Source organism: Nocardioides sp. NPDC087217, from assembly GCF_044744805.1.
Classification (GTDB): domain Bacteria; phylum Actinomycetota; class Actinomycetes; order Propionibacteriales; family Nocardioidaceae; genus Nocardioides.
This window is the reverse complement of record NZ_JBIUZB010000001.1, coordinates 1,321,471-1,343,907: the sequence shown is the minus strand read 5'-3', so window position 1 is coordinate 1,343,907 and position 22,437 is coordinate 1,321,471. Positions and strand designations below refer to the sequence as shown.

The 22,437-nt window shown below is 68.7% G+C and carries 20 protein-coding genes and 2 tRNA genes; 10 read left to right on the top strand and 12 right to left on the bottom strand.

Annotated features, from left to right (window positions below; genetic code table 11):
- The first annotated feature begins 83 nt into the window (after positions 1-83).
- Positions 84-1,508: an aminopeptidase P family protein gene (locus ACIO3S_RS06600; protein ID WP_400460742.1), complete on the top strand. Its 1,425-nt coding sequence runs from the start codon at positions 84-86 to the stop codon at positions 1,506-1,508.
- A gap of 205 nt (positions 1,509-1,713) precedes the next feature.
- Positions 1,714-2,397, top strand: a complete 684-nt coding sequence (locus ACIO3S_RS06595) for an N-acetylmuramoyl-L-alanine amidase (RefSeq protein ID WP_400460740.1) — start codon at positions 1,714-1,716, stop codon at positions 2,395-2,397.
- Positions 2,398-2,399: 2 nt separating this feature from the next.
- Here the strand turns inward: ACIO3S_RS06595 and ACIO3S_RS06590 are convergent, their stop codons facing one another.
- A complete protein-coding gene (locus ACIO3S_RS06590; RefSeq protein ID WP_400460738.1) occupies positions 2,400-4,181 on the bottom strand; it encodes a hypothetical protein in 1,782 nt (593 codons plus the stop codon).
- 468 nt (positions 4,182-4,649) lie between these two features.
- Between ACIO3S_RS06590 and ACIO3S_RS06585 the strand changes: the two genes are divergently transcribed.
- Positions 4,650-4,726: transfer RNA gene (locus ACIO3S_RS06585), tRNA-Arg, on the top strand.
- Between the two features lie 22 nt (positions 4,727-4,748).
- On the opposite strand, the gene ACIO3S_RS06580 is transcribed toward ACIO3S_RS06585, so the two are convergent.
- Positions 4,749-5,372: a YitT family protein gene (locus tag ACIO3S_RS06580; RefSeq protein WP_400460736.1), complete on the bottom strand. Its 624-nt coding sequence runs from the start codon at positions 5,370-5,372 to the stop codon at positions 4,749-4,751.
- A 78-nt stretch (positions 5,373-5,450) separates the two neighbouring features.
- Here ACIO3S_RS06580 and ACIO3S_RS06575 point away from each other — a divergent pair, with 78 nt between their 5' ends.
- Positions 5,451-6,881, top strand: coding sequence for a PLP-dependent aminotransferase family protein (locus ACIO3S_RS06575; protein ID WP_160025168.1), 1,431 nt, complete (start codon positions 5,451-5,453; stop codon positions 6,879-6,881).
- An 18-nt stretch (positions 6,882-6,899) separates the two neighbouring features.
- On the opposite strand, the gene ACIO3S_RS06570 is transcribed toward ACIO3S_RS06575, so the two are convergent.
- Positions 6,900-7,967, bottom strand: coding sequence for a DUF1152 domain-containing protein (locus ACIO3S_RS06570; RefSeq protein WP_400460733.1), 1,068 nt, complete (start codon positions 7,965-7,967; stop codon positions 6,900-6,902).
- Positions 7,968-8,080: 113 nt separating this feature from the next.
- On the opposite strand from ACIO3S_RS06570, the gene ACIO3S_RS06565 reads away from it, so the two are divergent.
- Positions 8,081-9,706: a long-chain fatty acid--CoA ligase gene (locus ACIO3S_RS06565; RefSeq protein WP_400460731.1), complete on the top strand. Its 1,626-nt coding sequence runs from the start codon at positions 8,081-8,083 to the stop codon at positions 9,704-9,706.
- A gap of 9 nt (positions 9,707-9,715) precedes the next feature.
- Here the strand turns inward: ACIO3S_RS06565 and ACIO3S_RS06560 are convergent, their stop codons facing one another.
- The 4 genes from ACIO3S_RS06560 to ACIO3S_RS06545 all read right to left on the bottom strand — a co-directional run bounded on the left by ACIO3S_RS06560 (position 9,716) and on the right by ACIO3S_RS06545 (position 13,947).
- Positions 9,716-12,442, bottom strand: a complete 2,727-nt coding sequence (locus ACIO3S_RS06560; protein WP_400460729.1) for a BTAD domain-containing putative transcriptional regulator — start codon at positions 12,440-12,442, stop codon at positions 9,716-9,718.
- Between the two features lie 134 nt (positions 12,443-12,576).
- Positions 12,577-13,152, bottom strand: a complete 576-nt coding sequence (locus ACIO3S_RS06555; RefSeq protein WP_400460727.1) for a hypothetical protein — start codon at positions 13,150-13,152, stop codon at positions 12,577-12,579.
- Positions 13,153-13,290: 138 nt separating this feature from the next.
- Positions 13,291-13,557 carry a transcriptional regulator gene (locus tag ACIO3S_RS06550; protein WP_400460725.1) on the bottom strand — a complete coding sequence of 89 codons (267 nt, stop codon included), beginning with the start codon at positions 13,555-13,557 and terminating at the stop codon, positions 13,291-13,293.
- Positions 13,558-13,566: 9 nt separating this feature from the next.
- Complete coding sequence (locus ACIO3S_RS06545; protein ID WP_400460723.1) at positions 13,567-13,947, bottom strand: MmcQ/YjbR family DNA-binding protein; 381 nt, start codon at positions 13,945-13,947, stop codon at positions 13,567-13,569.
- Between the two features lie 76 nt (positions 13,948-14,023).
- Between ACIO3S_RS06545 and ACIO3S_RS06540 the strand changes: the two genes are divergently transcribed.
- From ACIO3S_RS06540 to ACIO3S_RS06525, 4 genes are all read left to right on the top strand, one after another.
- Entirely contained in the window at positions 14,024-14,488 is a 465-nt protein-coding gene (locus ACIO3S_RS06540; RefSeq protein ID WP_400460721.1) for a MarR family winged helix-turn-helix transcriptional regulator, read from the top strand.
- Positions 14,485-14,907, top strand: a complete 423-nt coding sequence (locus tag ACIO3S_RS06535; RefSeq protein ID WP_400460719.1) for a hypothetical protein — start codon at positions 14,485-14,487, stop codon at positions 14,905-14,907. The genes ACIO3S_RS06540 and ACIO3S_RS06535 overlap by 4 nt, the downstream gene beginning before the upstream one ends.
- Positions 14,908-14,917: 10 nt before the next feature.
- Positions 14,918-16,495, top strand: coding sequence for a phytoene desaturase family protein (locus ACIO3S_RS06530; RefSeq protein WP_400460717.1), 1,578 nt, complete (start codon positions 14,918-14,920; stop codon positions 16,493-16,495).
- 83 nt (positions 16,496-16,578) lie between these two features.
- A tRNA-Lys gene (locus ACIO3S_RS06525) sits at positions 16,579-16,651 on the top strand.
- 239 nt (positions 16,652-16,890) lie between these two features.
- Here ACIO3S_RS06525 and ACIO3S_RS06520 read toward each other — a convergent pair.
- Positions 16,891-17,481 carry a hypothetical protein gene (locus ACIO3S_RS06520; protein WP_400460715.1) on the bottom strand — a complete coding sequence of 197 codons (591 nt, stop codon included), beginning with the start codon at positions 17,479-17,481 and terminating at the stop codon, positions 16,891-16,893.
- On the opposite strand from ACIO3S_RS06520, the gene ACIO3S_RS06515 reads away from it, so the two are divergent.
- Positions 17,471-17,854 (top strand): nucleotidyltransferase family protein, encoded by a 384-nt coding sequence (locus tag ACIO3S_RS06515; protein ID WP_400460713.1) that lies wholly within the window; start codon positions 17,471-17,473, stop codon positions 17,852-17,854. The genes ACIO3S_RS06520 and ACIO3S_RS06515 overlap by 11 nt on opposite strands.
- Before the next feature lie 122 nt (positions 17,855-17,976).
- Here the strand turns inward: ACIO3S_RS06515 and ACIO3S_RS06510 are convergent, their stop codons facing one another.
- From ACIO3S_RS06510 to ACIO3S_RS06495, 4 genes are all read right to left on the bottom strand, one after another.
- Positions 17,977-18,687: a hypothetical protein gene (locus tag ACIO3S_RS06510; protein WP_400460711.1), complete on the bottom strand. Its 711-nt coding sequence runs from the start codon at positions 18,685-18,687 to the stop codon at positions 17,977-17,979.
- Between the two features lie 279 nt (positions 18,688-18,966).
- Complete coding sequence (gene xerC, locus ACIO3S_RS06505; RefSeq protein WP_400460709.1) at positions 18,967-20,157, bottom strand: tyrosine recombinase XerC; 1,191 nt, start codon at positions 20,155-20,157, stop codon at positions 18,967-18,969.
- The gene (locus tag ACIO3S_RS06500; RefSeq protein ID WP_357359439.1) at positions 20,154-20,363 is read right to left on the bottom strand and encodes a helix-turn-helix domain-containing protein; all 210 of its coding nucleotides are present in this window, start codon (positions 20,361-20,363) and stop codon (positions 20,154-20,156) included. Before ACIO3S_RS06500 ends, xerC begins: the two co-directional genes overlap by 4 nt.
- Positions 20,364-20,645: 282 nt before the next feature.
- Positions 20,646-22,415, bottom strand: a complete 1,770-nt coding sequence (locus ACIO3S_RS06495; RefSeq protein ID WP_400460706.1) for a hypothetical protein — start codon at positions 22,413-22,415, stop codon at positions 20,646-20,648.
- Positions 22,416-22,437 lie beyond the last annotated feature (22 nt).

Sequence of the window (22,437 nt, the reverse complement as noted above, 5' to 3'; positions counted from 1 at the left end):
GACACCGATCGAGACGTCCTCGCCACCCGTGTGGCCTGGGAACTCACGAGCGTTGTCGATCCGGCGCGGCGTACGATTCCGGTATGACGGACAAAGGCGCCCCCACTCCTGCAGACGACCACACCGAGAGCCACGACCAGACGGTTCCGGAGGCGTGGTCCAAGTTCATGAGGGAGGGCTGGGACGACCGTGAGGTCGAGGTTCCCGAGCATCCGATCACGCCGTGGGCGGCCGCCCGCCGGGAGCGCCTCTCGGGCATCTTCCCGGGTGAGCGACTGGTGGTCCCGGCCGGCACCTACAAGGTCCGCGCCAACGACACCGACTACCGCTTCCGCGCCGACACCGCCCACGTGCACCTGACCGGCAACCAGACCTCCGACGCCGTCGCCGTGATCGAGCCCGACGGCACCTCGGTCCTGTACGCCCGCCCGCGCAGCGGCCGCGACACCGACGAGTTCTTCCGTGACCGTCAGTACGGTGCGCTCTGGGCCGGTGCGCGTCCCTCGGCCCGTGAGCTCTCCGACTCGCTGGGCATCGAGGTCCGCCACGTCGACCAGCTCGAGGCCGACCTCTCCGGCAACACCCCGACCCGCGTCCTTCGCGGCGTCTCGGCCGACGTCGACAAGCTGGTCGCCCCGGCCGAGGCCGCCCGCGACGAGGAGTTCGCCAAGGCGCTCTCCGAGCTGCGCCTGATCAAGGACGAGTGGGAGCTCGGCGAGCTCAAGGAGGCCTGCGACATCACCGTGCGGGGCTTCACCGACGCGGTGCGCGAGTGGGACCAGGTCCTGAAGCACGGCGAGCGCTGGATCGAGGGCACCTTCTTCCGCCGCGCCCGCGCGGAGGGCAACGACCTCGGCTACGACTCGATCGTCGGCGGCGGGTCCCACGCCACCACGCTGCACTGGATCGACAACGACGGGCCGATCGTCCCCGGTGAGCTGGTGCTGCTCGACATGGGCGTGGAGGGCCACAACCTCTACACCGCCGACATCACCCGCACCCTTCCCATCTCCGGGACCTTCACGCCGCTGCAGCGCAACCTCTACGAGCTCGTCTACAAGGCCCAGCAGGCCGGCATCGAGGCGATCCGCCCGGGCGTGACCTTCCGGGCCGGCCACTTCGCCGCCATGGAGATCCTCGCGCATGGGCTGGACGACCTGGGGTTGCTCCCCGTGTCCGTCGACGAGGCGCTCTCCGAGGACAACAAGACCTACTCCCGCTGGACCCTCCACGGCGTCTCCCACATGCTCGGCCTCGACGTCCACGACTGCGCCTCCGCGTCGAAGGAGGCCTACATCGAGGGACCGCTGCAGGAGGGCATGGTCCTCACCGTCGAGCCGGGCCTCTACTTCCAGAAGGAGGACAAGCTCGTCCCCGAGGAGCTGCGCGGCATCGGCATCCGCATCGAGGACGACATCGTCGTCACCAAGGACGGCTCCGTGAACCTCTCCGCCGGCCTGCCGCGTACGGCCGACGACGTCGAGGCGTGGATGGGTCAGTATCTGTGAGGTGAGTGCTGACCGAGGTAACTCAGTCGAGTCGCGCTTCCCTCGTGGAGTTCCACGAGGGAAGCGGCTGCTCACCGAGTTACCTCGGTCAGCGATCGCCGTGGCCGGCTGCCTCGCCCTGGCCTCGGCCCTGATGGCCTGCAGCCCGGGAAGTACGCCGCGGCAGCAGCCCGCCGCTTCGCCATCAGCGACGGCATCCCCGTCCGTGCCCTCCTCGAGTAGCTCTGACGACGTCTTCGCGGGAGCCGTGGTCGGGATCGACCCGGGCCACAACGGCGGCAACGCGGGCGCGCCCGAGGTGATCAACGAGCTGGTGTGGAACGGGCGCTCGCAGAGCCCGTGCAACACGACGGGCACCGCGACCGACGACGGCTACCCGGAGACCGACTTCACCTGGGCCGTGGCCACGAAGCTCGCGGCCGATCTGCGCGAGTCCGGCGCGAAGGTGGTCATGACCCGCGACAGCAACGACGGGGTCGGGCCGTGCATCGACGAGCGCGCGAAGATCATCAACGACGCGAAGGCCGACGTCGCGATCGACATCCACGCCGACGGCGCGGCCGCCTCCGAGCGGGGCTACTCGCTGCTGATCCCGGTGCCGTCGGGCACCAACGACGAGGTCGTCGAGCCCTCGCGACGCTACGCGCAGCTGCTCCGCACCGAGATGCGGAAGACCGGGATGCCGCTGGCCTCCTACCTCGGTGAGGGCGGGTTCGTGGAGCGCGACGACCTGGCCGGCCTCAACCTCACCACGGTGCCGCAGGTGCTCCTCGAGACCGGCAACATGCGCAACGCCGAGGACGCGCGCCTGCTGAAGTCGGACCGGTTTCAGGCGCGGACGGCCGCCGCCATCAAACGGGCGATGGCGGCGTACCTCCGCTCACGCTGAGCTCAGAGCTTCGTCCACTCGACGGGCTCGAGGCCGTACTCCTCAGCGATCGGCCCCCACGCCTTGGCGGCCGCCTTCTTGGGGTCGTGGCTGGCCAGGCTGAGCGTGGTCGCCTTCTCCAGCTTGCCCTTGCCACCCACGCACTCGCCATCGGCGTTGACCCTGCGCTTCTCGCCCCAGGCGGCGAAGGCCAGGTCGGCGTTCTGCGAGGTCATCCACGCGGACTCGAGGTTCTTGACGAGCTTCCGCGACCCCGGGAGGACGGCGGTGTCGATCTTGGCGACATCCGCAGCCAGCTTCTCACGGGAGGCCGCGGCGTCCTGGAAGGTCTGGATCGCCTCGTCGATGTTCTCGCAGGCCTTGAGGTCGGCCTGAGCTGCACCGATGGCCGCCTTGTCCTTGGCCGAGGTCTTGATGAGGTCGTCGATCTTCTTCGCCTCGGCCGCGGCGCCGCCCTCGGTCGTGGTGGCATCCGTGGTGGAGCCGGTCTTCGCGTTGGCGTCATCGTTCCTGGTCAGACCGATGACGAAGGCGATGATCGCAACCACGACGGCCAGCGCGAGGACGATCAGGCCCCAGCGCTTCAGGTCGAGACCACCAGGGCCCTTGCCCTGACCGCCCTGACCGCGCTGCGGCTCGTAGCGGGCGTCGTAGCCGTTCCCGTACGGGTCGTAGCCCTGCGGCGCCATCGGCGGCGGCGCCGGGGTGTTGGGCCCGCCGCCGACCGGCGGCTGCCCGACGAGGGTGGCATCGGTGTAGGGGTTCTGGCCGTAGGGGTCGCCGTACGGCTGGCCGAAGTCGTCCTGGGACCGGTCCTGCGGCTGGCCGTAGGACTGCTCGTACGCCTGGTCGAAGCCCTGGTCGGCGCCCTGTCCGTACGGCTGTCCGTAGGGCTGGTCGTAGCCAGGCGACCACTGGCTCTGGTCGGGCTCCAGCTGCGGTGCGAGCGGGGCGTAGGCAGGGTCACCGTACGTCGGGGCCTGCTGTCCCTGGTCGGGCTGGCCGTCGTCATAGCGCGACTCCGGTGCCGGAGCGTCGAACTGCGGCTGCGGCGGCGCGAACTGCTCGAACTCGTCGCGCGGACGGGTGCCTCCGGAGGCCTCCTCGTCGACGGCGTCGAACCGGGGGCTCATCGCGACCTGGGCGTTGTCCTGAGCCTGTCGAAGGGTCTCGTCCGGATGGACCGGCTCGGGCTGGCGTCGCTCGACCGGCGGCATCGCCTCGTGGGTCGCCTCGTAGGCCGACTCGGGGGCCTGGCCACCGAACTGCGGCGTGGGCTCGACGAAGGTCGGGTGCTCCGCGCTCTGGTACGCAGCAGCCGGACGCTCCGGCAGCGGAGGCGCGGCCATGGGCTCCGGGGTCTGCGGCACCTGCGGTTCCGGCATCTGCGGCTCGGGCGCAGGGGCGGGGGCGGGCGCAGGCGCGAGCGGCTCGGCCGCGCGGTCCTGTGCTGCCGGCCGCGTCGGGAGATCCGGCAGCGGCGCCGGCGCGGCGACCGGTGCCTCGGGCTCAGGATCCGGCTCCGGGACCGGCTCCGGGGCCGGCTCGGGCTCTTCCGCGACGCGCTTGCGCTTGGGCAGGAAGAGCGACTGCGACTGGGAGGCGAGCTCCGGCTCGAACTTCGGCGTACGCGCCGCCAGCCCGAACAGGCCACCACCGTCCGAACCCGCCGGCGGCGGGGCCATGCCACCACCGAAGGCCGGCTGCTCACCGCTGGGCGCGGTCATGCTCAGCTGGGGCGCCATCGAGGCCCCCGGCGTACGCCTGACCTGCTCGAGCGGCAACGGGGCCGGCTCCGTGTCGGCCTCGGGCGCGGGCGCAGCAGCTCCCTGCCCACGCCTCGGCAACGACAGACCACCCTGCTCAGGATCGGCACCCCGCTGCGGCAGTCGCGGCGGTGCGACCGGCTCCGGTGCACCCTGCGACGGCGGCTGATGAGCGCTTCTGACGGGGGTCCCACAACCTGTGCAGAAGCGCATACCGGTGACGGCTGCACCGCACGAGGTGCACATGGACTCCATAGTCATGTCCGGGGACCTTACCGATGATCGGGCCCAGTCTCGAACCCTCGTGGTCCGCCAATCGGACACTCACGTCGACAGTGTGGGGACAGTGCACCCAAATACCCCCCACACCTTGGTAACACTCCGGCCAGCGTTTCGGATTCCGATGCACACAGGGGATACGGGCACCGGTAAGATCGTGCGCGGCCTGCGCAAACCCCCTTCCGGCGGGGTGCTCACACAGGCCACGCCTCCGTAGCTCAGCTGGATAGAGCATCGGCCTTCTAATCCGACGGTCACAGGTTCGAATCCTGTCGGGGGCGCCACAGGAAATTCGTGTGGGTTAAATCATGCACTCGCGCGTGTTTCGGCGCTGAGCGCCGCAGCGGCCGCCCGCCCGGCGTACAGGGTCCGGAAGAACGGCAGGGTTCGGTGCACCATCGGACCGATGAGCAGCGCCTCGGCGACGGTGCCGATGCCGACCAGTCCGCCGAGCAGCCAGCCGATCGCCAGGACGGTGATCTCGACGCCCGCACGGCAGAGCCAGACCGGGGCACCGGTGCGCTCGTGCAGGCCGGTCATCAGGCCGTCGCGCGGGCCCGGACCGAGGCCGGGCGCGATGTAGATCCCGGTCGCCGCGGCCAGCAGGAGCAGGCCACCGGTGAAGAGCGCGACCTGAGCGACCAGGCCGGACGGCTGCGGAATCAGCCAGAGGCCGATCTCCGCCGAGGTGCCGACGAGCAGGACGTTCATCACGGTGCCGACGCCGGGCCGCTGTCGCAGCGGGATCCAGAGGAGCAGCACGGCGAGCCCGATCAGGTTGGTCATCATCCCGAAGGAGATTCCGGTGATCTCGACGAGTCCGGTGGCCAGCGTGTTCCAGGGCGCCAGGCCCAGCGCACCCTGCACGAGCATGGCGAGTGCAATGCCGTAGAGGAAGAGTCCAGTTATCAACCAGGAGAGCGACTTCACAGAGAGATCCTTCACGATTGCAAAGCCAATCACGGGTCCAATCGAAGGTAAAGAAGCCAATCGCGGTAAGGTGGCCTCATGCCTCGCGGAAGAATCGGTGCCACTGCGCTCGCTGGCCTGCTCGGTCAGTGGCAAGGAGAGGGCCCGGCGTACGAGAACCTCGCCGAACGGATCCAGCTGCTGCTGATCGACGGACGGCTCTCCGCCGACGTACGTCTCCCCTCCGAGCGCGAGCTCTCCGAGCGGCTGATGCTGAGCCGGACCACGATCACGGCCGCCTACCGGCGCCTGCGTGAGCACGGGTACGCACTCAGCGTCCAGGGGTCGGGTACGACGACGAAGCTCCCACCCACCGCGCCCGACTCGTTCACCGAGGGCGGCGAGATCGACCTGGTCAGGGCCACTCTGCCCGCCACCCGGCGGCTCCCGGAGGCCGCGGTCGAGGCGACCCGGCGGCTGGCCGACCACATGACCGGCCCCGGCTACACGCTGTGGGGCATCGAGGAGCTTCGCGCGGAGATCGCGGCGCGCTACACCGATCGCGGCCTGCCGACCGACCCCGACCAGATCATGGTGACCACCGGCGGCCAGAGCGCCATCGCCCTGCTCGCCCGCACCGTGATCCACCGCGGCGACCGGGCCTACGCCGAGAGCCCGTCCTACCCCAACGCGTACGACGCCCTGAGCCTCGCCGGAGCCCGGATCATCACGAGTCCGGTGACCACCGACGCCGGCTGGGACATGCCCGCGATGGAGGCGGCCATCGCCCGGACCACCCCCGTGATGGCGTACGTCATGCCCGACTTCCACAACCCGACGTCTCGCTCGATGTCGACCGAGGACCGGCTCCGGCTGCTGCACGCCGCTGCGAAGGTCGACACGCTCCTCGTCGCGGACGACACCACCGCCGAGCTGAACATCGACCGCCCGCACACGTTCCCGCCACTGGCCGCGATGGCCGGCGAGCACCAGGCCCGCGTCGTCCACATCGGCTCGGCGAGCAAGATGCTGTGGGGCGGGCTGCGGGTCGGCTGGATCCGCGCTGACCCGGTGCTGCTGACCCAGATCGCCAGCGGACGCTCGGCCACCGACCTCGGCACCCCGATCTGGGAGCAGCTCGTCACCACGATCCTGTTCCGGCATCTGCCCGAGATCCTCGAGGAGCGCGCCGCGCAGCTCGCAGCCGGCCGCGCCGCGCTCTACCACGCGATGCGCGAGCACCTTCCCGACTGGGAGCTGCCGCCGCGTATCGACGGCGGCCTCTCCGCCTGGGTCGGTCTGCCCGCGCCGGTCAGCTCCCAGCTCACCCTCGCCGCCAGACCCCACGGACTGCTCGTCACCGCAGGGCCGCGGTTCGGGGTCGACGGCGCCTACGAGCGCCATCTGCGGCTGGCGATCACGCCCCGCCCCGAGCTCGTCCGGCGCGGGGTCGAGATCCTCGCCGAGGTCTGGCCCCGCGCCGCCTCCACCCCGGCTCTGGCCCTCACCACCTCCGAGGCCGTCGTCTGACCGAGCTCGACCTCGGACTCAACCCCGGGCGAGAGCCTCCAGGGCCCACAGCCCGAGCCCGTCGAAGCGTGCCGACTCGTAGCTCGGTACGTCCCCGCTCGTCGCCTCCAGAAGGCGGCGGGTGGTGATGTGCGAGGCGCCTCGAGCGAGGCTCGCGTGAGCGATGTCGGCGGCAGTCACGGTTCGCGACGGGATCTCGCGGCGCTCCCGGGCCCGTCGCCGCTCGTAGTCGAGCTCGTCGACGGTGGTGATGCCGCGGATGATCGTCTCGGCGCTCCCCAGCGAGCGGGTGTTGATCAGCGCCTCGGCGAGCGGGAAGTCGTACGTCACGACGGCATCGAGGCGCCACACGGTCGCACTCGCCTCGCTCACCGGGACGGGGGTCTGCCCTCGTCTCATCTCCACGGCGCCCCGAAGGCCCCGCGCGGCTGCCGCGGCCAGCGTCGTCGCCTCGGTGGGATGCCAGCCGAGCGAGTCGCCGACCCGGTCCACATCCGCCGTCCCCAGCGTTCCCGCATGGATCCCACCGAGCCCACCGAGGATGGCGATCACCTGCTCCGCCGGGAGCTCCCCGTCCACACCGGGGCCGACGACGGCGAGCCGCACCGGCAGGCCCGTCCGCAACGCCGCGGCCAGCGTGAGCGAGTCGGCCAACGGGCTCAACAGGCCGGGCTCGTCTCCCCGGGCGACCATATCGCCACCGACGTCGACGACCGTGAGCGAGTCGGCGCCGAGGGCCCGGGCGAGATGCTGGAGCTGCTCGGCGAGTCCGACCGCACCATCCGCGAGGTCGTGCAGGAAGAGGCGCGCGTCGACGTCGCCGGCAAGCCGCGGCAGCACGGACCGGCCCGGAGGAAGGGTGTCCGTCGTGGTCGATATCTCCGCCCGGACGCCATCGACCAGGCGGAGCCCGATGAAGTCGCCGCGCGAGCGTGGGCCGGGCACCGGGTCGATGCGGAGCCGTTCCCAGGCGCAGGTCGACACGAGCACGTCGCCGTCGTCCATCTCGGGCTCGAGTACCCGACGCGCCAGGAGCACGCCGAGCGCATCACCCCCACCACCGGCCGCGACGAAGAGAGTGCTCACGCAGACGATTCTGACCGCTGGGGATCCCGCGCGCCACAGGTCGGCCGCATCGCCCGGCAAGAAGTTCGCGGAACACGTTGTGACGCGCGCCACGTTGGGTCACGATGTGCAGCATGCAAGGACTGATCCAGGACGCACCGCTGACCATCGACACGATCATCCGGCGCGCCGAGCGCGTCTTCCCGACGCGGGAGATCGTCACCAAGACCGCCACAGGTCTGGAGCGCAACACGTTCAAGGACCTGGCCGTGGAGGTACGCAAGCAGGCCACCGTCCTCGACCGGCTCGGCATCTCCGAGGACGGCCGGGTCGCGAGCTTCGCGTGGAACACCCTGCGCCACCTCGCGCTCTACTACTCCGTCCCCTGTACCGGCCGGGTGCTGCACACCGGCAACATCCGCTACTTCCCGGAACAGCTCGTCTACACCTTCAACCACGCCGAGGACGAGGCCGTCTTCGTCGACCGGTCGCTGCTCGGTCTGCTGGCTCCGCTTCTTCCCCAGCTGACCACGCTCAAGCACGTCGTGGTGATGGATGACGGGGCGCCGACCCCGCTCCCCGACGACCCGCGGGTCGTCTCCTACGAGGAGCTGATGGCCGACGCCGAAGAGGCGGCGATCGAGGGCCGGGTCACCGACGAGCGCACCGCTGCCGGGATCTGCTACACCTCCGGCACCACCGGCAACCCGAAGGGCGTCGTCTACACCCATCGCTCGCAGTATCTGCACGCGCTGGCCTCCCTCGCCGGCACCCTCTTCGGCACCAACGACCGCGACCGCGTGCTTCCGGTGGTGCCCTTCTTCCACGCCAACGGCTGGGGCTTCGCCCACTCCTCCCTCCTGGCCGGCGCCAACCTGATCCTGCCCGGCCCCGACCTCTCTCCCCCCGGCATCATCAAGCTCCTCGAGGCCGAGAAGGTGACGATCGCGGCCGGCGTACCGACGATCTGGATGGGCATGGTCCCGCTGCTGAAGGACGCCGACCTCTCCTCGCTGCGGGTGGTCATCTGCGGTGGGTCCGCGGTGCCGAAGTCGCTCTCGGAGGCCTGGCGCGAGGCGATCGGCCTGCCGATCACCCAGGCCTGGGGCATGACCGAGATGTCGCCGCTCGGCAGTGTGTTCAACGAGCGCGCCGAGATCACGGACCTCTCCGAGGAGGAGAAGGCCGACTACCGTACGTCCCCTGGCATCCCGGCCGTCGGCGTCGAGCTCCGCATCGTGGAGCCCGGGACGACCGACGAGCTTCCGTGGGACGGCGAGACGACCGGCGAGCTCGAGTGCCGCGGCCCGTGGATCGCGTCGGGCTACTACAAGGTCGACGCGCCGACCTCGTTCTCCCCCGACGGCTGGCTGCGCACCGGTGACATCGCTGCGATCGACCCGCTGGGCTACCTACGCATCGTCGACCGCACCAAGGACCTGGTGAAGTCGGGTGGCGAGTGGATCTCGACCGTCGCGATCGAGAACCTCATCATGGGCCACCCGAGCATCGCCGAGGCGGCCGTCGTGGCGGTGCCGCACCCGAAGTGGGGTGAGCGGCCGCTGGCCTTCGCGGTGGTCAAGGACGGCGAGTCGGTGACCAAGGAGGAGCTGCTCGGCTACCTGGCAGAGAACCTGGGCAAGTGGCAGGTGCCCGACGACGTGGTCTTCATCGACGAGGTGCCCAAGACCTCGGTCGGGAAGTTCTCCAAGAAGACTCTGCGCGAGGAGTACGCCGACTACAAGCTGCCCACGGCGTAACCGGCGCGGTCAGCCCAGCTGCGCGAGGATCGAGGCGGACTCGACCCTCGCGCAGCGGGCGTCCTCGTCCTTGCCGAGGGCGGCGCGGGCGTCGGCCAGGTGGCCGAGCGCGTCGGCCAGGCCAGGCAGATCACCGGCGGCACGGAGCTTGGTCACGGCCTCCTCGAAGTGGCCGGCCGCCTCGTCGACGGAGCCGAGCTGCTGGTGGATCCAGCCGATGGTGGCGATCACGTTGCCCTCGCTGCGGTAGCCGGGTGCCACCCGGCGCAGCTCCTCGAGCGCCGCCTCGCAGTGACGGAGCCCGGACTCGTACGCACCGTCGAGGGCCTCGTAGAGACCCAGCCGCCCGGTCGTCCAGGCCGCCCGGATCGGGTCGCCGGCGCGAGCGAAGACCTCCGCCGCCCGAGCCGCGTACGCAGCAGCCCCGGCATGATCGCCGGAGGCCGTGGCCACGGTGGCCAGCCGGTGCAGGGTCTTTCCCTCGCCCACCAGGTCGGCGGACTCCATCGCCAGATCGAGGGCCCGGCCGAGGTGGTCGAGGGCATCCCCGACGCGCCCCAGGCGCCCGCAGGCCGCCCCGGCGGCGCGGTGCATGACGCCGAGCCCGGCGGGGTCGCCGCCCTGCGAGACGCTGCGGCGCACTCCCGGGAGCGCGGCCTCGGCCAGCGCGGCCAGCTCGATCCAGCGTCCCTGGAGGTCGAGCAGACGCTCGAGGGCACCGACGAGCAGCACGATCCGGTCGGGTGCGAGTCCCCGGGCGACGGCGACGTCGATCACCCGGGAGATCACCGGCAGCTGGGTGCCGATCCAGGCCAGCGCCTCGACGCTGTCGCCGACGACCTCGGGGGTGACCCCGTCGCGCATCGGTTCCTGCGCATCGAGGTGGCGCTGGTGCGGGTCGTAGGCGCTGTGCACCGCCCGAGCGCTGAAGACGTAGTGGTCGATCATCCGCAGCTCGGCCGCCTCGCGGACCTCCGCGGGCTCGCCGTTGGCGAGGTCGGCGGCGTACTCCCGGAGCAGGTCGTGCAGCACGAACCGTCCGGGCGCGACCTCGGTCAGCAGGTTGGCTTCGGTGAGCTCGTCGAGCAGACGGCGGGCCCGCACGCGGGAGATCCCGGCCACGCTGGCCGCAGCCACGCAGGTGAGCGTCGGCCCGGGATGCAGGCCGATCAGCCGGAACAGCCGGGCCGCGGCGTCGGACAGGTGCCGGACCGACCACGAGAAGGTCGCCCGGAGGTCACCGCGCCCGCCGCCGAACCCGTCCAGGCGGGACTCGCCGAGCTCCTCGGCCAGGTCGGCGAGGGAGTAGGCCGGCCGGATCGCCGCCCGGGCGGCAACGACCGAGAGCGTCAGCGGCAACGAGGCGCACAGCTCGATGATCCGCTCCACGGCCTCGGGCTCGGCCAGGAGACGGTCCTCGCCGAGCCGCCCGACCAGCAGCTCATAGGCCTCGGCGTCATTGAGCAGGCCCAGCTCCATCGGACTCGCACCGGCCTCCGCGACGAGGCCGGAGAGCCTGTTTCGGCTGGTCACCAGGGTCACACAGCCCGGACTGCCGGGGATCAGGCTGCGTACCTGCTCGCTGTCGCGAGCGTTGTCGAGCACGAGCAGCACCCGCTTGCCGGCGAGCTTGCTGCGCAGCAGCCCTGCCCGGCCGTCGATGTCCTGGGGCTGGCGGGACCGCTCCACCCCGAACGCCTCGAGCAACACCCCGAGCGCGTCCAACGGGTCGAGCGCGTCGCACGGGTCGAAGCCGCGCAGGTTCACGAACACCTGGCCGTCCGGGAAGTGGGGAGCGGTCCGGTGCGCCCAGTAGAGCGCCAGCGTCGTCTTGCCGATCCCGGCGGTGCCCGCGATCGCCGAGATCACGACGGCCCCGCCGTCCTCCTTCGCCACCAGCTCGTCGAGCGTCGTCAGGTGGTCCTCGCGGCCCGCGAAGGCGGCAACGACCGGCGGCAGCTGGCGCGGCACGATCTCCTCGTACGTCCGTGCCTGCACCGGCTCGGGATCGTCCCCCTCGATGATCCGCAGCTGCAGGTCGCGAACGTCCTTGGACGGCTCGACCCCGAGCTCGTCGCGGAGGACACGGAAGAGACGCTGGTAGGCGTCCAGGGCCTCCGCCGTGCGGCCGGAATGCCACAGCGCCGTCATCAGCAGCAGCCACAGGCCCTCCCGGAGCGGGTTGGCCCGGACGATCGGTCCCAGGTCGGCCACGACCGCGGCCTGCCGGCCGAGCGCCAGGTCAGCGGCCGCCCGGGACTCGACGGCGACGAGCCGCAGCTCCTCGAGCCGAGCGGCCTCGGTCGCGATCATCGGCGACTCACCGACCGAGCCGTACGCGCCTCCGGTCCACAGTCCCAGGGCAGCGTCGAAGAGCATGCTGGCCCGCTCGTGGTCTCCGGCCTCGGCCGAAGCGCGGCCCTGCTCGACCAGCTCCTCGAAGCGGGCCTGGTCGATGTCCGCGCCGACCAGCGCGTAGCCGTTCGCCCGGCTCTGCAGACGGCGGCGATCCTCGCCGAGCGCCCGGCGCAGGTCACGGACGCGCTGGTGAAGCAGGTTCACCCCCGTTGCCGGGGGTGAACCTCTCCACAGCTCGTCGACCAGGAGGTCCGAGGAGACCGGCGCTCCGCGCGCGGCCGCCAGCAGGGCAAGCAGAGTCCGCCGCGTGCGCGACAGCTTCTGCACCGTGCCGTCGTCACACACCAGCTCGACGGCACCTAGGACCCGGACCCGCACCACACCTCCTGTTTGACCACGCAGCATTACGTCCGAGAAGACTCATCGTCTCATCACCACAGAGATGGTGACGCGTAATGCCGCCAGAAGGTTGCCTGGAGGCTGATGCTGGATCCAGATTTAGGGGTTCTGGCTTACGGAACCCGCCACAGGCCGCTCTCGCCGCCCTTGTCGATCTGGAACCCGACCTGCTTGATGTTCACCCCGACCGGAACGACGAACGGCACCAGGGCCGTCCGCTGGTCACGCGGCTGCAGACCGAACGGGTTCGGGAACACGTCGCCGCCGTCGACCGTCACCGTGCTGGGCAGGCTCTCGTACTTCTTGCCCGAGGCATCGATGACCGTCGTGCCGGTGGCCGGGGTGTCGTTGAAGACCCTCGACCCGGCGTTGACGACCTGGATCTCGACGGCCATCACGCGCGACCCCGGCGGGGTCTCGGTGCCGTCCGTGAAGGACGTCTCGAAGACGTCCTGCACGATCACCCTCAACAGGATTCCGGGTGCTTCGCCCTTGATGGTTCCCTCAGCCGTCAACCCGAGCTGCTGGTTCTGCTCGATCCTCTCGGTGCTGTCGACGGTGATCACCTTCTTCTCCATCGCGGGGTTCTCGCCGTGGTTGTTGCTGTAGAACCCGTAGTCGATGGAACTGTCCGAACCGCAGCCAACCCCGGCCGCCGCAACGGCTCCCCCGAGGATCAGCATGGCCATGCGACGCACACGCACTCCTTATGAAATTTGTTGCCATGGAAGGGAAACTGTTCCCTTGGATTTGCCAAGGTAACATGCCGGAGTCTGGCCGGTCGGCCTAGGGTCTAAAGTCCCAATCCGGGCTGCAACTCTTCGCAGTCATCTCCACAGCACGAGGTAGTAGACGAGCACCGGAATCACGGGTGCCACAAGAAACCAGGGCGTGACCAGCGAAAGCTTGTTGATCAGGCGTACGCCGCCCACGGCCACCGCGCCGAGCAGCACCGAGATCACGAAAAGACCCTCGCGCGCTCCACCTTTGTCGGCGCCGGTCGCGCCCAAGGCGGCCATCGCCAGGGAGTGCAGCATCACAACGGAGCAGAGCAGGGATGAGGCGACGTACTTCTTGACCTGCTCGACATGCACGAGCGGACCTTACTCCGTTGTCACCGACGGACGCTCGACGAGACCGGCCAGCTTGGCCGGCGCCTGGATGCAGTAGGAGTCTGTCAGGAGCTCGGCGACCTCGTCCCAGTCGGTGTCGTCGTCGAGGATCATCCCGACCACGTTGCCACCCCAGCCGGCCTTGAAGTAGGGGTGGCCGAGGTGCTCGAAGGCCACCACCTCGTCGGGCTCACCCCGGAAGACGATCCGGAAGAGCTGGTCCTCGCCGCCGAAGACGTGCGCGACCGTCTCTTGGCCGACCCGCCAGCGAACCCCCACCCAGGCGTCGTCCTCGAGGCACTTCGGGAAGGCGGTGAGGATCTCCCTCAGCCGCGCCACCATCGCCTCGGGGACCTCAGGACGCTCAGCCATGGTTCCGATCCTGCCAGGCACCACGGACATTCTTAATTGCTATACATGTTTATTATCACCATGTACGGTTTCTTCCATGAAGAAGCAGACGATCGGATACGTCGTGTGGCGCCTGGCCATGCGTCTGCGGGTGTCGATGGACAGAGCGCTCGCGCCCTTGGGGCTGACCCATGCGCAGTACTCGCTCATCGCCTCCCTCCATGGCCTCAGCGCCTCGGAGGCCCCGACCCAGAAGCAGCTGGCCGACCTCACCGGACTCGAGCCGATGTACGTCTCCAAGCTCGCCCGCCAGCTCGAGACGAGGGGCTGGATCGAGCGCGTCCGCGACGCCAGGGACACCCGAGCCGTACGCCTCGTCATCACCCCCGAGGGCACCGAGGTGACCCGCGAGGCGATCGCGGTGACCGGCCGGCTGCTCGACCAGCTCACCGCACCGCTCGGCGGCCGCAACAGCCGTCGTGCCGCCGAGGCGCAAGCAGCGCTCGAGGCGATGCTCGCCGCACCCATCGACACCGACCCCACCCCTGGAGACCGATCATGACCGTTGCCACTCCCCCTCTCACCGGCGCCAACCTCGGCGTCGCCTACTTCGCCCTGCGCAAGAACCTCCTCAGCGTGCTCGACGACCACGACCTGACCTTCGAGCAGTCGCTCCTGCTCAACTACCTGCGCCAGGGCGACGCCTCGCGCGCCGATCTGGTCGCAGCGACGGCCGACAACATCAAGATCTCCGCTGCCGAGGTCGAGTCGCATCTCGACGCCGCGATCGCGCGCGGCCTGATCGCCGACGGTCTCACCCTGACCGAGGAGGGTGACCGTCTCCAGCAGCAGATCACCGAGCGTGTCCAGCCGCTGACCAGGTCGTTCTTCGCCGACATCCCGGCCGAGGACCTGGTCGTGACCGCGCGCGTCCTGGCCACCCTCACCGAACGGGCCAACGCGGCACTGGCCACCTCCTAGTATCGGGGCCATGGCACAGGAGAAGTACGACGTAGTGGTAGCCGGCGGCGGTCACAACGGCCTCACCGCCGCGGCCTATCTGAGCAGGGCGGGCCTCTCGGTCCTGGTGCTCGAGCGGCTCGACCACGTCGGGGGTGCCGCGATCTCGGCGCAGGCGTTCGAGGGCTTCCCGACCCGGCTCTCGCGTTACTCCTACCTGGTCTCACTGCTCCCCGAGCAGATCCGAACTGACCTCGGGCTCGACATCGAGCTCGCGTCACGGCAGACCGCGTCGTACTCCCCCTACCTCGACGGCTCGCGGGCCACCGGCCTCCTCGTGGAGACGCCCGAGGGCGAGGCCACCGCGGCGAGCTTCCGCGCGGTGACGGGTTCGAACGAGGAGTACGCCGCGTGGCAGTCGTTCTACGACGAGGTCTCCGACCTCGCCCGGGCCGTCGCCCCCACTCTCACCTCCCCGCTTCCCACGGGTGCCGCGATCCGCTCGGAGGTGGGCGCGCCGATCTGGCGTGACATCGTCGAGCGGCCGCTCGGGGAGGCGATCGAGCGCCGCTTCGCCAACGATCTGGTCCGCGGCGTGGTCGCCACCGACGCCCTGATCGGCACCTTCGCCGGCCTCGGCGAGAAGAGCCTGATCCAGAACCGCTGCTTCCTCTACCACCTGATCGGCAACGGGACCGGCGAGTGGCGGGTCCCGATCGGCGGCATGGGCGCGGTCACCGGAGCGATCGCCAAGGCGGCGTACGCAGGTGGCGCGCAGGTCCTCACCGGCGCGACCGTCACCTCGATCCGCGGCGGTGCCGTCGGCGAGGGCGCCGAGGTCACCTGGACCGACGCCTCCGGCTCCCACACCGTGGCCGCCGACTACGTGCTCTCCGGCCTGGCTCCGTACGTCCTCGACGGCCTCCTCGGCCGCATCCCTTCCGCCTCCGACAAGCCGGTGGGTGCCCAGCTCAAGATCAACATGCTCCTCGAACGCCTTCCCCGGCTGCGCTCCGGCGAGGACCCGAAGGTCGCCTTCGCCGGCACCCTCCACCTCGGCGAGTCCTACTCGGAGCTCGAGAAGGCGTACGCCGAGGCAGCCGCCGGCTCGGTACCGACCGATATGCCGGGCGAGGTCTACTGCCACTCGCTGACCGACCCCTCCATCCTCGGCGACGTACCGCCCGGCACCCAGACCCTCACCTACTTCGGCCTGCACGCTCCCGCGACCCTCTTCGAGGACCCGGCCACGCGCTCGGAGCGCAAGGAGCAGGCCGTCGAGCGCGCCATCGCCTCCCTCGACCGCCACCTGCTCGACCCGATCTCCTCCGTCGTCGCGCGGACCGCGGATGGCGAGCCGTGCATCGAGGCCAAGATCCCCCAGGAGATCGAGGCAGACCTGGCCATGCCCGGCGGCCACATCTTCCACGGCGACCTCGCCTGGCCCTGGGCCCCCGACGACGCCGACCTGACCACCCCCGCAGCCCGCTGGGGCGTCGCCACCCACATCGGCAGCATCCTGCTCTGCGGCTCCGGCGCCCGCCGCGGCGGCGCCGTCTCCGGCCTCGGCGGCCACAACGCCGCCCAAGCCGTCCTGGAGCTCCGCTGACGACGTCCTCGATTTGGGGCGCATCCGAGCCCGCTGCTAGTGTTCTTCTCGTCGCCGAGCGCGCCTGACGGGCTCCAAGACATGCGCCATTAGCTCAATTGGTAGAGCAGCTGACTCTTAATCAGCGGGTTGTAGGTTCAAGTCCTACATGGCGTACATCGAAACCGGCCCTCACCTGCACTTTCAGGTGAGGGCCGGTTCTTTGCTACCTAACCCGGGCACACAATTCGGCACACAAAGCCCCCGGTTACCACGGTTGCCGTCAGTGCTTGAACGTGGTTCAACCAACCCGCCGCCTCACCGGGCGACCGCTATGCGAGAGCGCCCGTTGTGGGTGCTGTGGCTTCGTGAACGCGAGCCTCGGCGAGTTCGGCAGGTTCTGCCAGTGCAGTTCCCTAGGCGTGGGGTCTCAAGGAACGCAGGTAGGTAGCCAGATGGCTTCTGAAGGCCTCTGGCCGCAAAAACCCCAGTCCGGGCTTCACCGCGGCACCTGTCACCACCCTCTTGTCCTGTTCCAGGCTGATGCTTGGTGTGTTCGCGAACGTGTAGCTCACGTAAAAGTCCGGTCCACTCAGGTTCGCCGAGGAGAACACCGCCAGAGTACCGTCGACCAGCAGCACGATGTCCGACGACGCGTACGTCAGGTATCTGAGCTCTAGGTCGTACAGCGTTCCATAGTCCGTGATGGCGCTGCCTGGGGGCAGCAGTTCCCACCCTTCGTACTGCTTGACGGCGTGCGGCTCGTGGCTAACACGACGCTCCCACTTGGCGGGCCGTAGCAGGCCCGCCTTTCGCACTGGAACTTTCCTGGTGACGACCTGCACTTCCATCACCGGGAGAGTGCGCGTCCCCGGGTCACCTGCAACCCGCAATGCCGACCGGAACTCGGCGATTGTTGCCAGGTTCTCAGTGACGTTCGCGTCAAATCTGGCTTGACGCCGCCGATGCTCGTCATCTTGACGAGAGACTTCATCCATGAAGGTCACCTGGGCCACGCTACCGACGACCCGAACCGTTCTCATGAGGATTGTGCTGCTCATTCATCGACAACGGGTACTGGACACGTTGACCGAGCAAGGACTGAGAGACCCAATCCTCTTTGGTTCGGTGGCGCGAGGTGACGCCCGGCTCGGCAGTGACTTTGACCTAGCCGTCACGGGGATGTCGCCGGCCGCGTTCGCGACCCTTTCCCACACACGCGACCTTCTTTCCACGATTCTCGGCGCTGAGGTGTCTCTGTCGCAGGTGGAAGCGCTGCGCGCGCAGGTTGCATCGGAGGTCGCCCGCGACGGTGTGCGCTTGCAAAGCATGCGATGGCGCGACCTGCTGAACCAGTCGCACCACGTTCGAGGGGCCTGAACCGCGGGCCGCCAACCCTTGGCCAGCAAACGAACGATCTAGTGTCGCTTTCCCGACTGCTCTTGGTGCTTCTCGTGGGCCAGTGGTGTGGCCCGCTCTGGCATCGTGGTGGCCTTCCTGGCTTAGAACGCCAAGGTCGGTTCGACGATATCCTCACCGGCGATCCGGAAGGGCGCGCCATCGTCATCGATGCGGCGTTTCCGGTCCTTGCCTTCGTGGCGGTAGGTGACGCTCAGACTGTAGGAGCAGATGGCAGTGGGAGGAGCGGCGACAATCGCACGAAACTTCTCGATCTCGGCCCGCGAAATGTCCCGTGAGAACTTCCAGTCACTCTCAGGTTCGTCCACGTTGGATATCGGGATGCCTGGCGCCTCGTCGGCGCCGGCCTTGAGTTGGATCTGAAGGAACAACTCGGGCAGGTAGCCGCCGACGTCTTGTGTTGCTCCTACCCATCGGCCATCGGCCTCTTCGCATTCGACGTCAACGGCGTCGATTGCTTTGATAACGACCGGCGTGTCTGCCTCGCCGAAGAGGTAGAAGACGATCTGTGTTTCTACGTCGATAGCTCCGAGAGTAAGCGCGGCGCGCCGGTATTCATCCCCGTAAATCTCTGGTGACAAGTTCGCGACCCCTTTCTCTGGGATAACGAGGGTCGTCGCCCCGCTGTATTCGACGTCAACTCCGAGCGGACCAGTGTCGGTGATCGCCTGTACTCCGCGGTCAGCCAACCTCCCAACACCCCAGGCGCCCAAGGCGCCTGAGATGAACACGACGAGCGCGGTAATGATAACGGCGGTCCTGCTGAGTTCAACACGGTGACGGGGATCAGGCATGGCGCATTGCCTATCTGGATGTGAGCGCTACGGGTCTGCCCAGGGCGATGAAGATCCCCAATTTCGCTGACTCCGACGGCATCGTTGCGGGAGAGCCGATGTCTCGCGTCAGGCACCTTCCTGCCGACGTGCGCCACTTCGGGAGCAATTAGAACTCGGGTAGGCGGGGAGGGAAGCGCCCGAATTTCGAAATGGCAAGAGCCTCCAATCTTGGCATCTACCTAATCAGAGACTCTTGCCATAGTTCCCCGAGCGGGACCCGAACTATCAATTCTCCGATTAGCTCGCTTTCCGGTCGGGTTTGCCGTCATCGTCCCCCGAGTTTTTTCTCATTGGAATCATCCTGTCGAGGTGGTCAACAGCGGCGTTTGTGACCTTGCGCCCCATGTAGACGTCCTGGGTCATCGAGGGTCGCGCGTGGCCGAGCTGGTCGGCGATCTGCCGTGCGGTCATGCCGCGCTCATCTAGCACAGTCGCCACCGTCTTACGGGCGGTGTGAGAGGTGAGCCAGCTGAACACCTTTCCACGCACCTTCCGGATGTCGCGACCAACGTTGCTCCGGTCACGCCAGGTGCCAACGGCGTTCGGAAAGACGGGTGCGGAGAGGTCTTGCCCGACGTACCGTTCGGCCAGCATCACCCGACACCACTCGGGCACTTGGAGGATTCGATCGGACGTCACCGACTTGGTTGTCTTGCGGACCAGGCCGACGCCCTTCACGTAGACGATCGTCCCGTCGAAGACGATCACGCCGGTCGCAAGGTTGACGTCACACCAGCGGAGCGCGAGCGCCTCACCGATTCGGACACCGGTCGCGAACAGCAGGCGCAGCAGGTCGGGCAGATCCTTCCGATTGGCGTACTCGCTCTCATTGAGCATGTCCAGGAAGGTGTGTACCTCCTCCTCACTCAAAGCGCGGGCGGCCTTCTTGCGGCCCTGCTCGATGCGGCCGACGTCGCGGACGGGGTTCACCCGCAGGACGTCGCGGCGCATCAGCAGCCCGCATGTGCCTGACAGCACCGTCCGGCAGGTCTTCGCCGTTGAGTAGCCCTTGGTCCGGTGAGTCTTGGTCAGGAATGCGTCGAGCCGTCCTGTCGTCAGCTCCGAGAGGCGCAGATCGCCGATGGCAGGAATGACGTGCTTCTCCGCGTGGGTTACATAGGCGTCGTACGTCGTCGGCGACCGCGAACCACGCTCGACCAGGTCCTTGACCTCTTCAAGGTAGTCGCTCACCGCGACCTCGAAGCGAGTACTCGGCTTGTACACCCCACCACCGACCGCGAGGGCCTTATCGACATTGGCCCGCGCGGCCTTCTTCGCGGCCGTCTCCGTCTTGCGGGTCGCCTTTCCTCGCCTGGGAGCGCCCGAGTGATCCCGGTAGTACTGGATAGCCAGCCAGCGCCCGTCTTCCTGCTGGGTGGCCGAGACCTCGGCGCGCTCCCCCGGCTCAAGTCGTTCGTATCTACTCAAGACGCAACTCCGATCGGCAGGGCCTCCACCCACGCCCGGACCTCGTCCGGCACATAGCGCACGTACTTTCCGACTCGGCGGCTTGCCGGGCCCCGGCCAGCCGATCGCCAGGCGTAGAGCGTGGCGACGGGCACGCCGAGGTACTCACTCACGTCGCTGATCGTCCAGAGCCTTTCAAGCTTCTCGACAGCCTTCTTGCCACTCATCGGTTCGAGCCCCTTCCGGTGGGTCGAGCGAGTTTGGAGGTTGGAGCCGGACTCAACGTCTTTCGCGTTCCGAGACATCGGGATCTGTTCTCCTAGCGGTGGATGGTTGGTGTGGTGCTGAGTGAGTTGCTGGACCAATGGGGTGAGAAGTGATGCCGCAAACCCCGCAAACTCCGCAAATGGGGTCTGACCTGGTGAAACAGTTGCGGTATTTGGAATCGGCGGTTGGTTCTAAACCCCGCAAACACCGCAGATTTGCGGGGTATGCGGTATTTGCGGGTTCTAGCCCGGTTCTAAATGCCGCATGTTGTTTTCCCTGGTCAGATGGGGGTTCTGCGGTGTTTGCGGTATTTGCGGGTTTGATTCGGGGCTCGGGAACAGACCAGCGTTGGCTGGTGCCGTTTCCCCCTCTGGTCCAGCCGGTTTTGAGGTGGCCGGCTGGGTCTTCTCGGGGCGGCGTTCGACGTAGTAGGCGCGGGCCTTGGTGTGGCTGTCGGTCTCGGTGCGCAGCACGACGGTGCCGCGCCAGCGACCGATCTGGCCGGTGAGGATGCGGCCGAGGCTCTTGGGCGAGAGCAGGCGGCCGGCGGTGGTGGTCGGGAAGGTTCCTTCCCAGCGGTCGGGCAAGCCACCCATGTCGGGTTCGGCGCTGGCGCGCAGCTCGGCGGCGGTGAGGCGTCGATCGCCGGTGAGGTGGTGCCAGCGCAGCAGAAAAGCGCGCCATTCGGCGTAGTCGTCGTCCAGGTCACGGGACTCGGCGTGGTTGGCCAGGAACGCGGGCACCTGGTGGTGTTCGAGGAGCCCGCCGAGGTAACGCGCCCAGCGGGAGAACTGGCGCATCTGCGGCACGCTCTTCGACACCGGTGCGCCGGCGCGGGTCCAGTCGAGGATGAGCACCAGCAGGTGCCGTAGCACGATGGCTTGGTTGGCCGGATCGAGGATCCAGGTGTCGAGGTTCGGGATGGAGAACCCGGTGCGTTCCTCCGGGTGGGGGCAGTCGGGGTCGAGGCGGACCCACACGGCGCGGGAGGCCATGTCGCCACCGGTGCGCAGGTTGTTGCCGGTGGCCAGCCAGAGCCGGTCGTTGGCGAAGGAGGAGGCGGCGTTGGTGCCGAGGCGACGGTCGGTCCAGACCCGTTCGGTGACCAAGCGGGCCAGGACGGCCGAGTCGATGACGCAGCCTTCGATGAGGTTGTCGAAGACGATCACGCCGACCTGGTCGGCGAGCACGGTCGTGATCGACTTACGCAGCTCTTCCTCGGAGTCGGTCCAGGTCAGCACCCGCTGCCCCACCAGCAGCCCGACACAGGAGGTGAGGATGGTCTTGCCGGAGCCGGGCATGGTGGCGTCCACGACCCCGAACGGGTTCATTGCCCGGGTGAAGGGGTGCAGGATCGGCGTGGCCAGCAGCGCGAGGTAGTTGGCCTTATCAGCGGGCGTACGCCACGGGAAGTCCCGCAGGAACGTGCCGAGCAGGAAGTCCCGCGCCTCGGCGACCTGGGCCGGTGTCGGGTCCTCGGGGATGGGGTCGGCGGTGATCCGTCCGGCGAGGTAGTAGCCGGTGGCCTCGTCGTAGCCCGGGGTCTGGAGCAGGGTGCCATCCGGGCGCAGGACCGGAGTGGTGATGACCTTGTGAAGGACCGGCAGGCCGGGCCAACTCGACCGGGACAGTACGGACTCGAGGACGTGGCGGGGCGGGGTGATCTCCTCGTCGTAGGTCGCTCCCCCGTTGGCGCGCTGGCGGCTGCGGTAGACCTCGGCCTGCTCAGCCAGCAGCCGAGCCAGCAGCGCCGGCCGCAGCTCGGTAGAACGCAGCGGCGCCGGCGCGTCCTCGTCACCGGCGACCACCTCGGCCGCGCCGGAGACCTCCTCCAGCACGACGGGGGCACCGTCACGGACGTAGGTGTCAGACAGCAGCCGCTGGTCCAACGCCTCGGACAGGGCCTTGATCGAGGCCGGGTCTGAGCCGACCTTGACGCGAGGGCGGCCGTCCTCGGACAGCGACCGCAGGGCGGGCCGGTTAGCGCGGTGCTCGGTGGTGTTCTCAGTCATCTGGTGACCTCCCGTGGTCGTG

What these genes read in the sequence shown, in the direction of transcription:
- ACIO3S_RS06555 (WP_400460727.1), bottom strand. Translation starts at nt 13,152, where the DNA reads ATGGCCATGCTGATCCTCGGGGGAGCCGTTGCGGCGGCCGGGGTTGGC.
- ACIO3S_RS06500 (WP_357359439.1), bottom strand. Translation starts at nt 20,363, where the DNA reads ATGAGTGGCAAGAAGGCTGTCGAGAAGCTTGAAAGGCTCTGGACGATC.
- ACIO3S_RS06545 (WP_400460723.1), bottom strand. Translation starts at nt 13,947, where the DNA reads ATGGCTGAGCGTCCTGAGGTCCCCGAGGCGATGGTGGCGCGGCTGAGG.
- ACIO3S_RS06540 (WP_400460721.1), top strand. Translation starts at nt 14,024, where the DNA reads ATGAAGAAGCAGACGATCGGATACGTCGTGTGGCGCCTGGCCATGCGT.
- ACIO3S_RS06600 (WP_400460742.1), top strand. Translation starts at nt 84, where the DNA reads ATGACGGACAAAGGCGCCCCCACTCCTGCAGACGACCACACCGAGAGC.
- ACIO3S_RS06515 (WP_400460713.1), top strand. Translation starts at nt 17,471, where the DNA reads ATGAAGGTCACCTGGGCCACGCTACCGACGACCCGAACCGTTCTCATG.
- ACIO3S_RS06565 (WP_400460731.1), top strand. Translation starts at nt 8,081, where the DNA reads ATGCAAGGACTGATCCAGGACGCACCGCTGACCATCGACACGATCATC.
- ACIO3S_RS06575 (WP_160025168.1), top strand. Translation starts at nt 5,451, where the DNA reads ATGCCTCGCGGAAGAATCGGTGCCACTGCGCTCGCTGGCCTGCTCGGT.
- ACIO3S_RS06510 (WP_400460711.1), bottom strand. Translation starts at nt 18,687, where the DNA reads ATGCCTGATCCCCGTCACCGTGTTGAACTCAGCAGGACCGCCGTTATC.
- ACIO3S_RS06530 (WP_400460717.1), top strand. Translation starts at nt 14,918, where the DNA reads ATGGCACAGGAGAAGTACGACGTAGTGGTAGCCGGCGGCGGTCACAAC.
- ACIO3S_RS06535 (WP_400460719.1), top strand. Translation starts at nt 14,485, where the DNA reads ATGACCGTTGCCACTCCCCCTCTCACCGGCGCCAACCTCGGCGTCGCC.
- ACIO3S_RS06495 (WP_400460706.1), bottom strand. Translation starts at nt 22,415, where the DNA reads ATGACTGAGAACACCACCGAGCACCGCGCTAACCGGCCCGCCCTGCGG.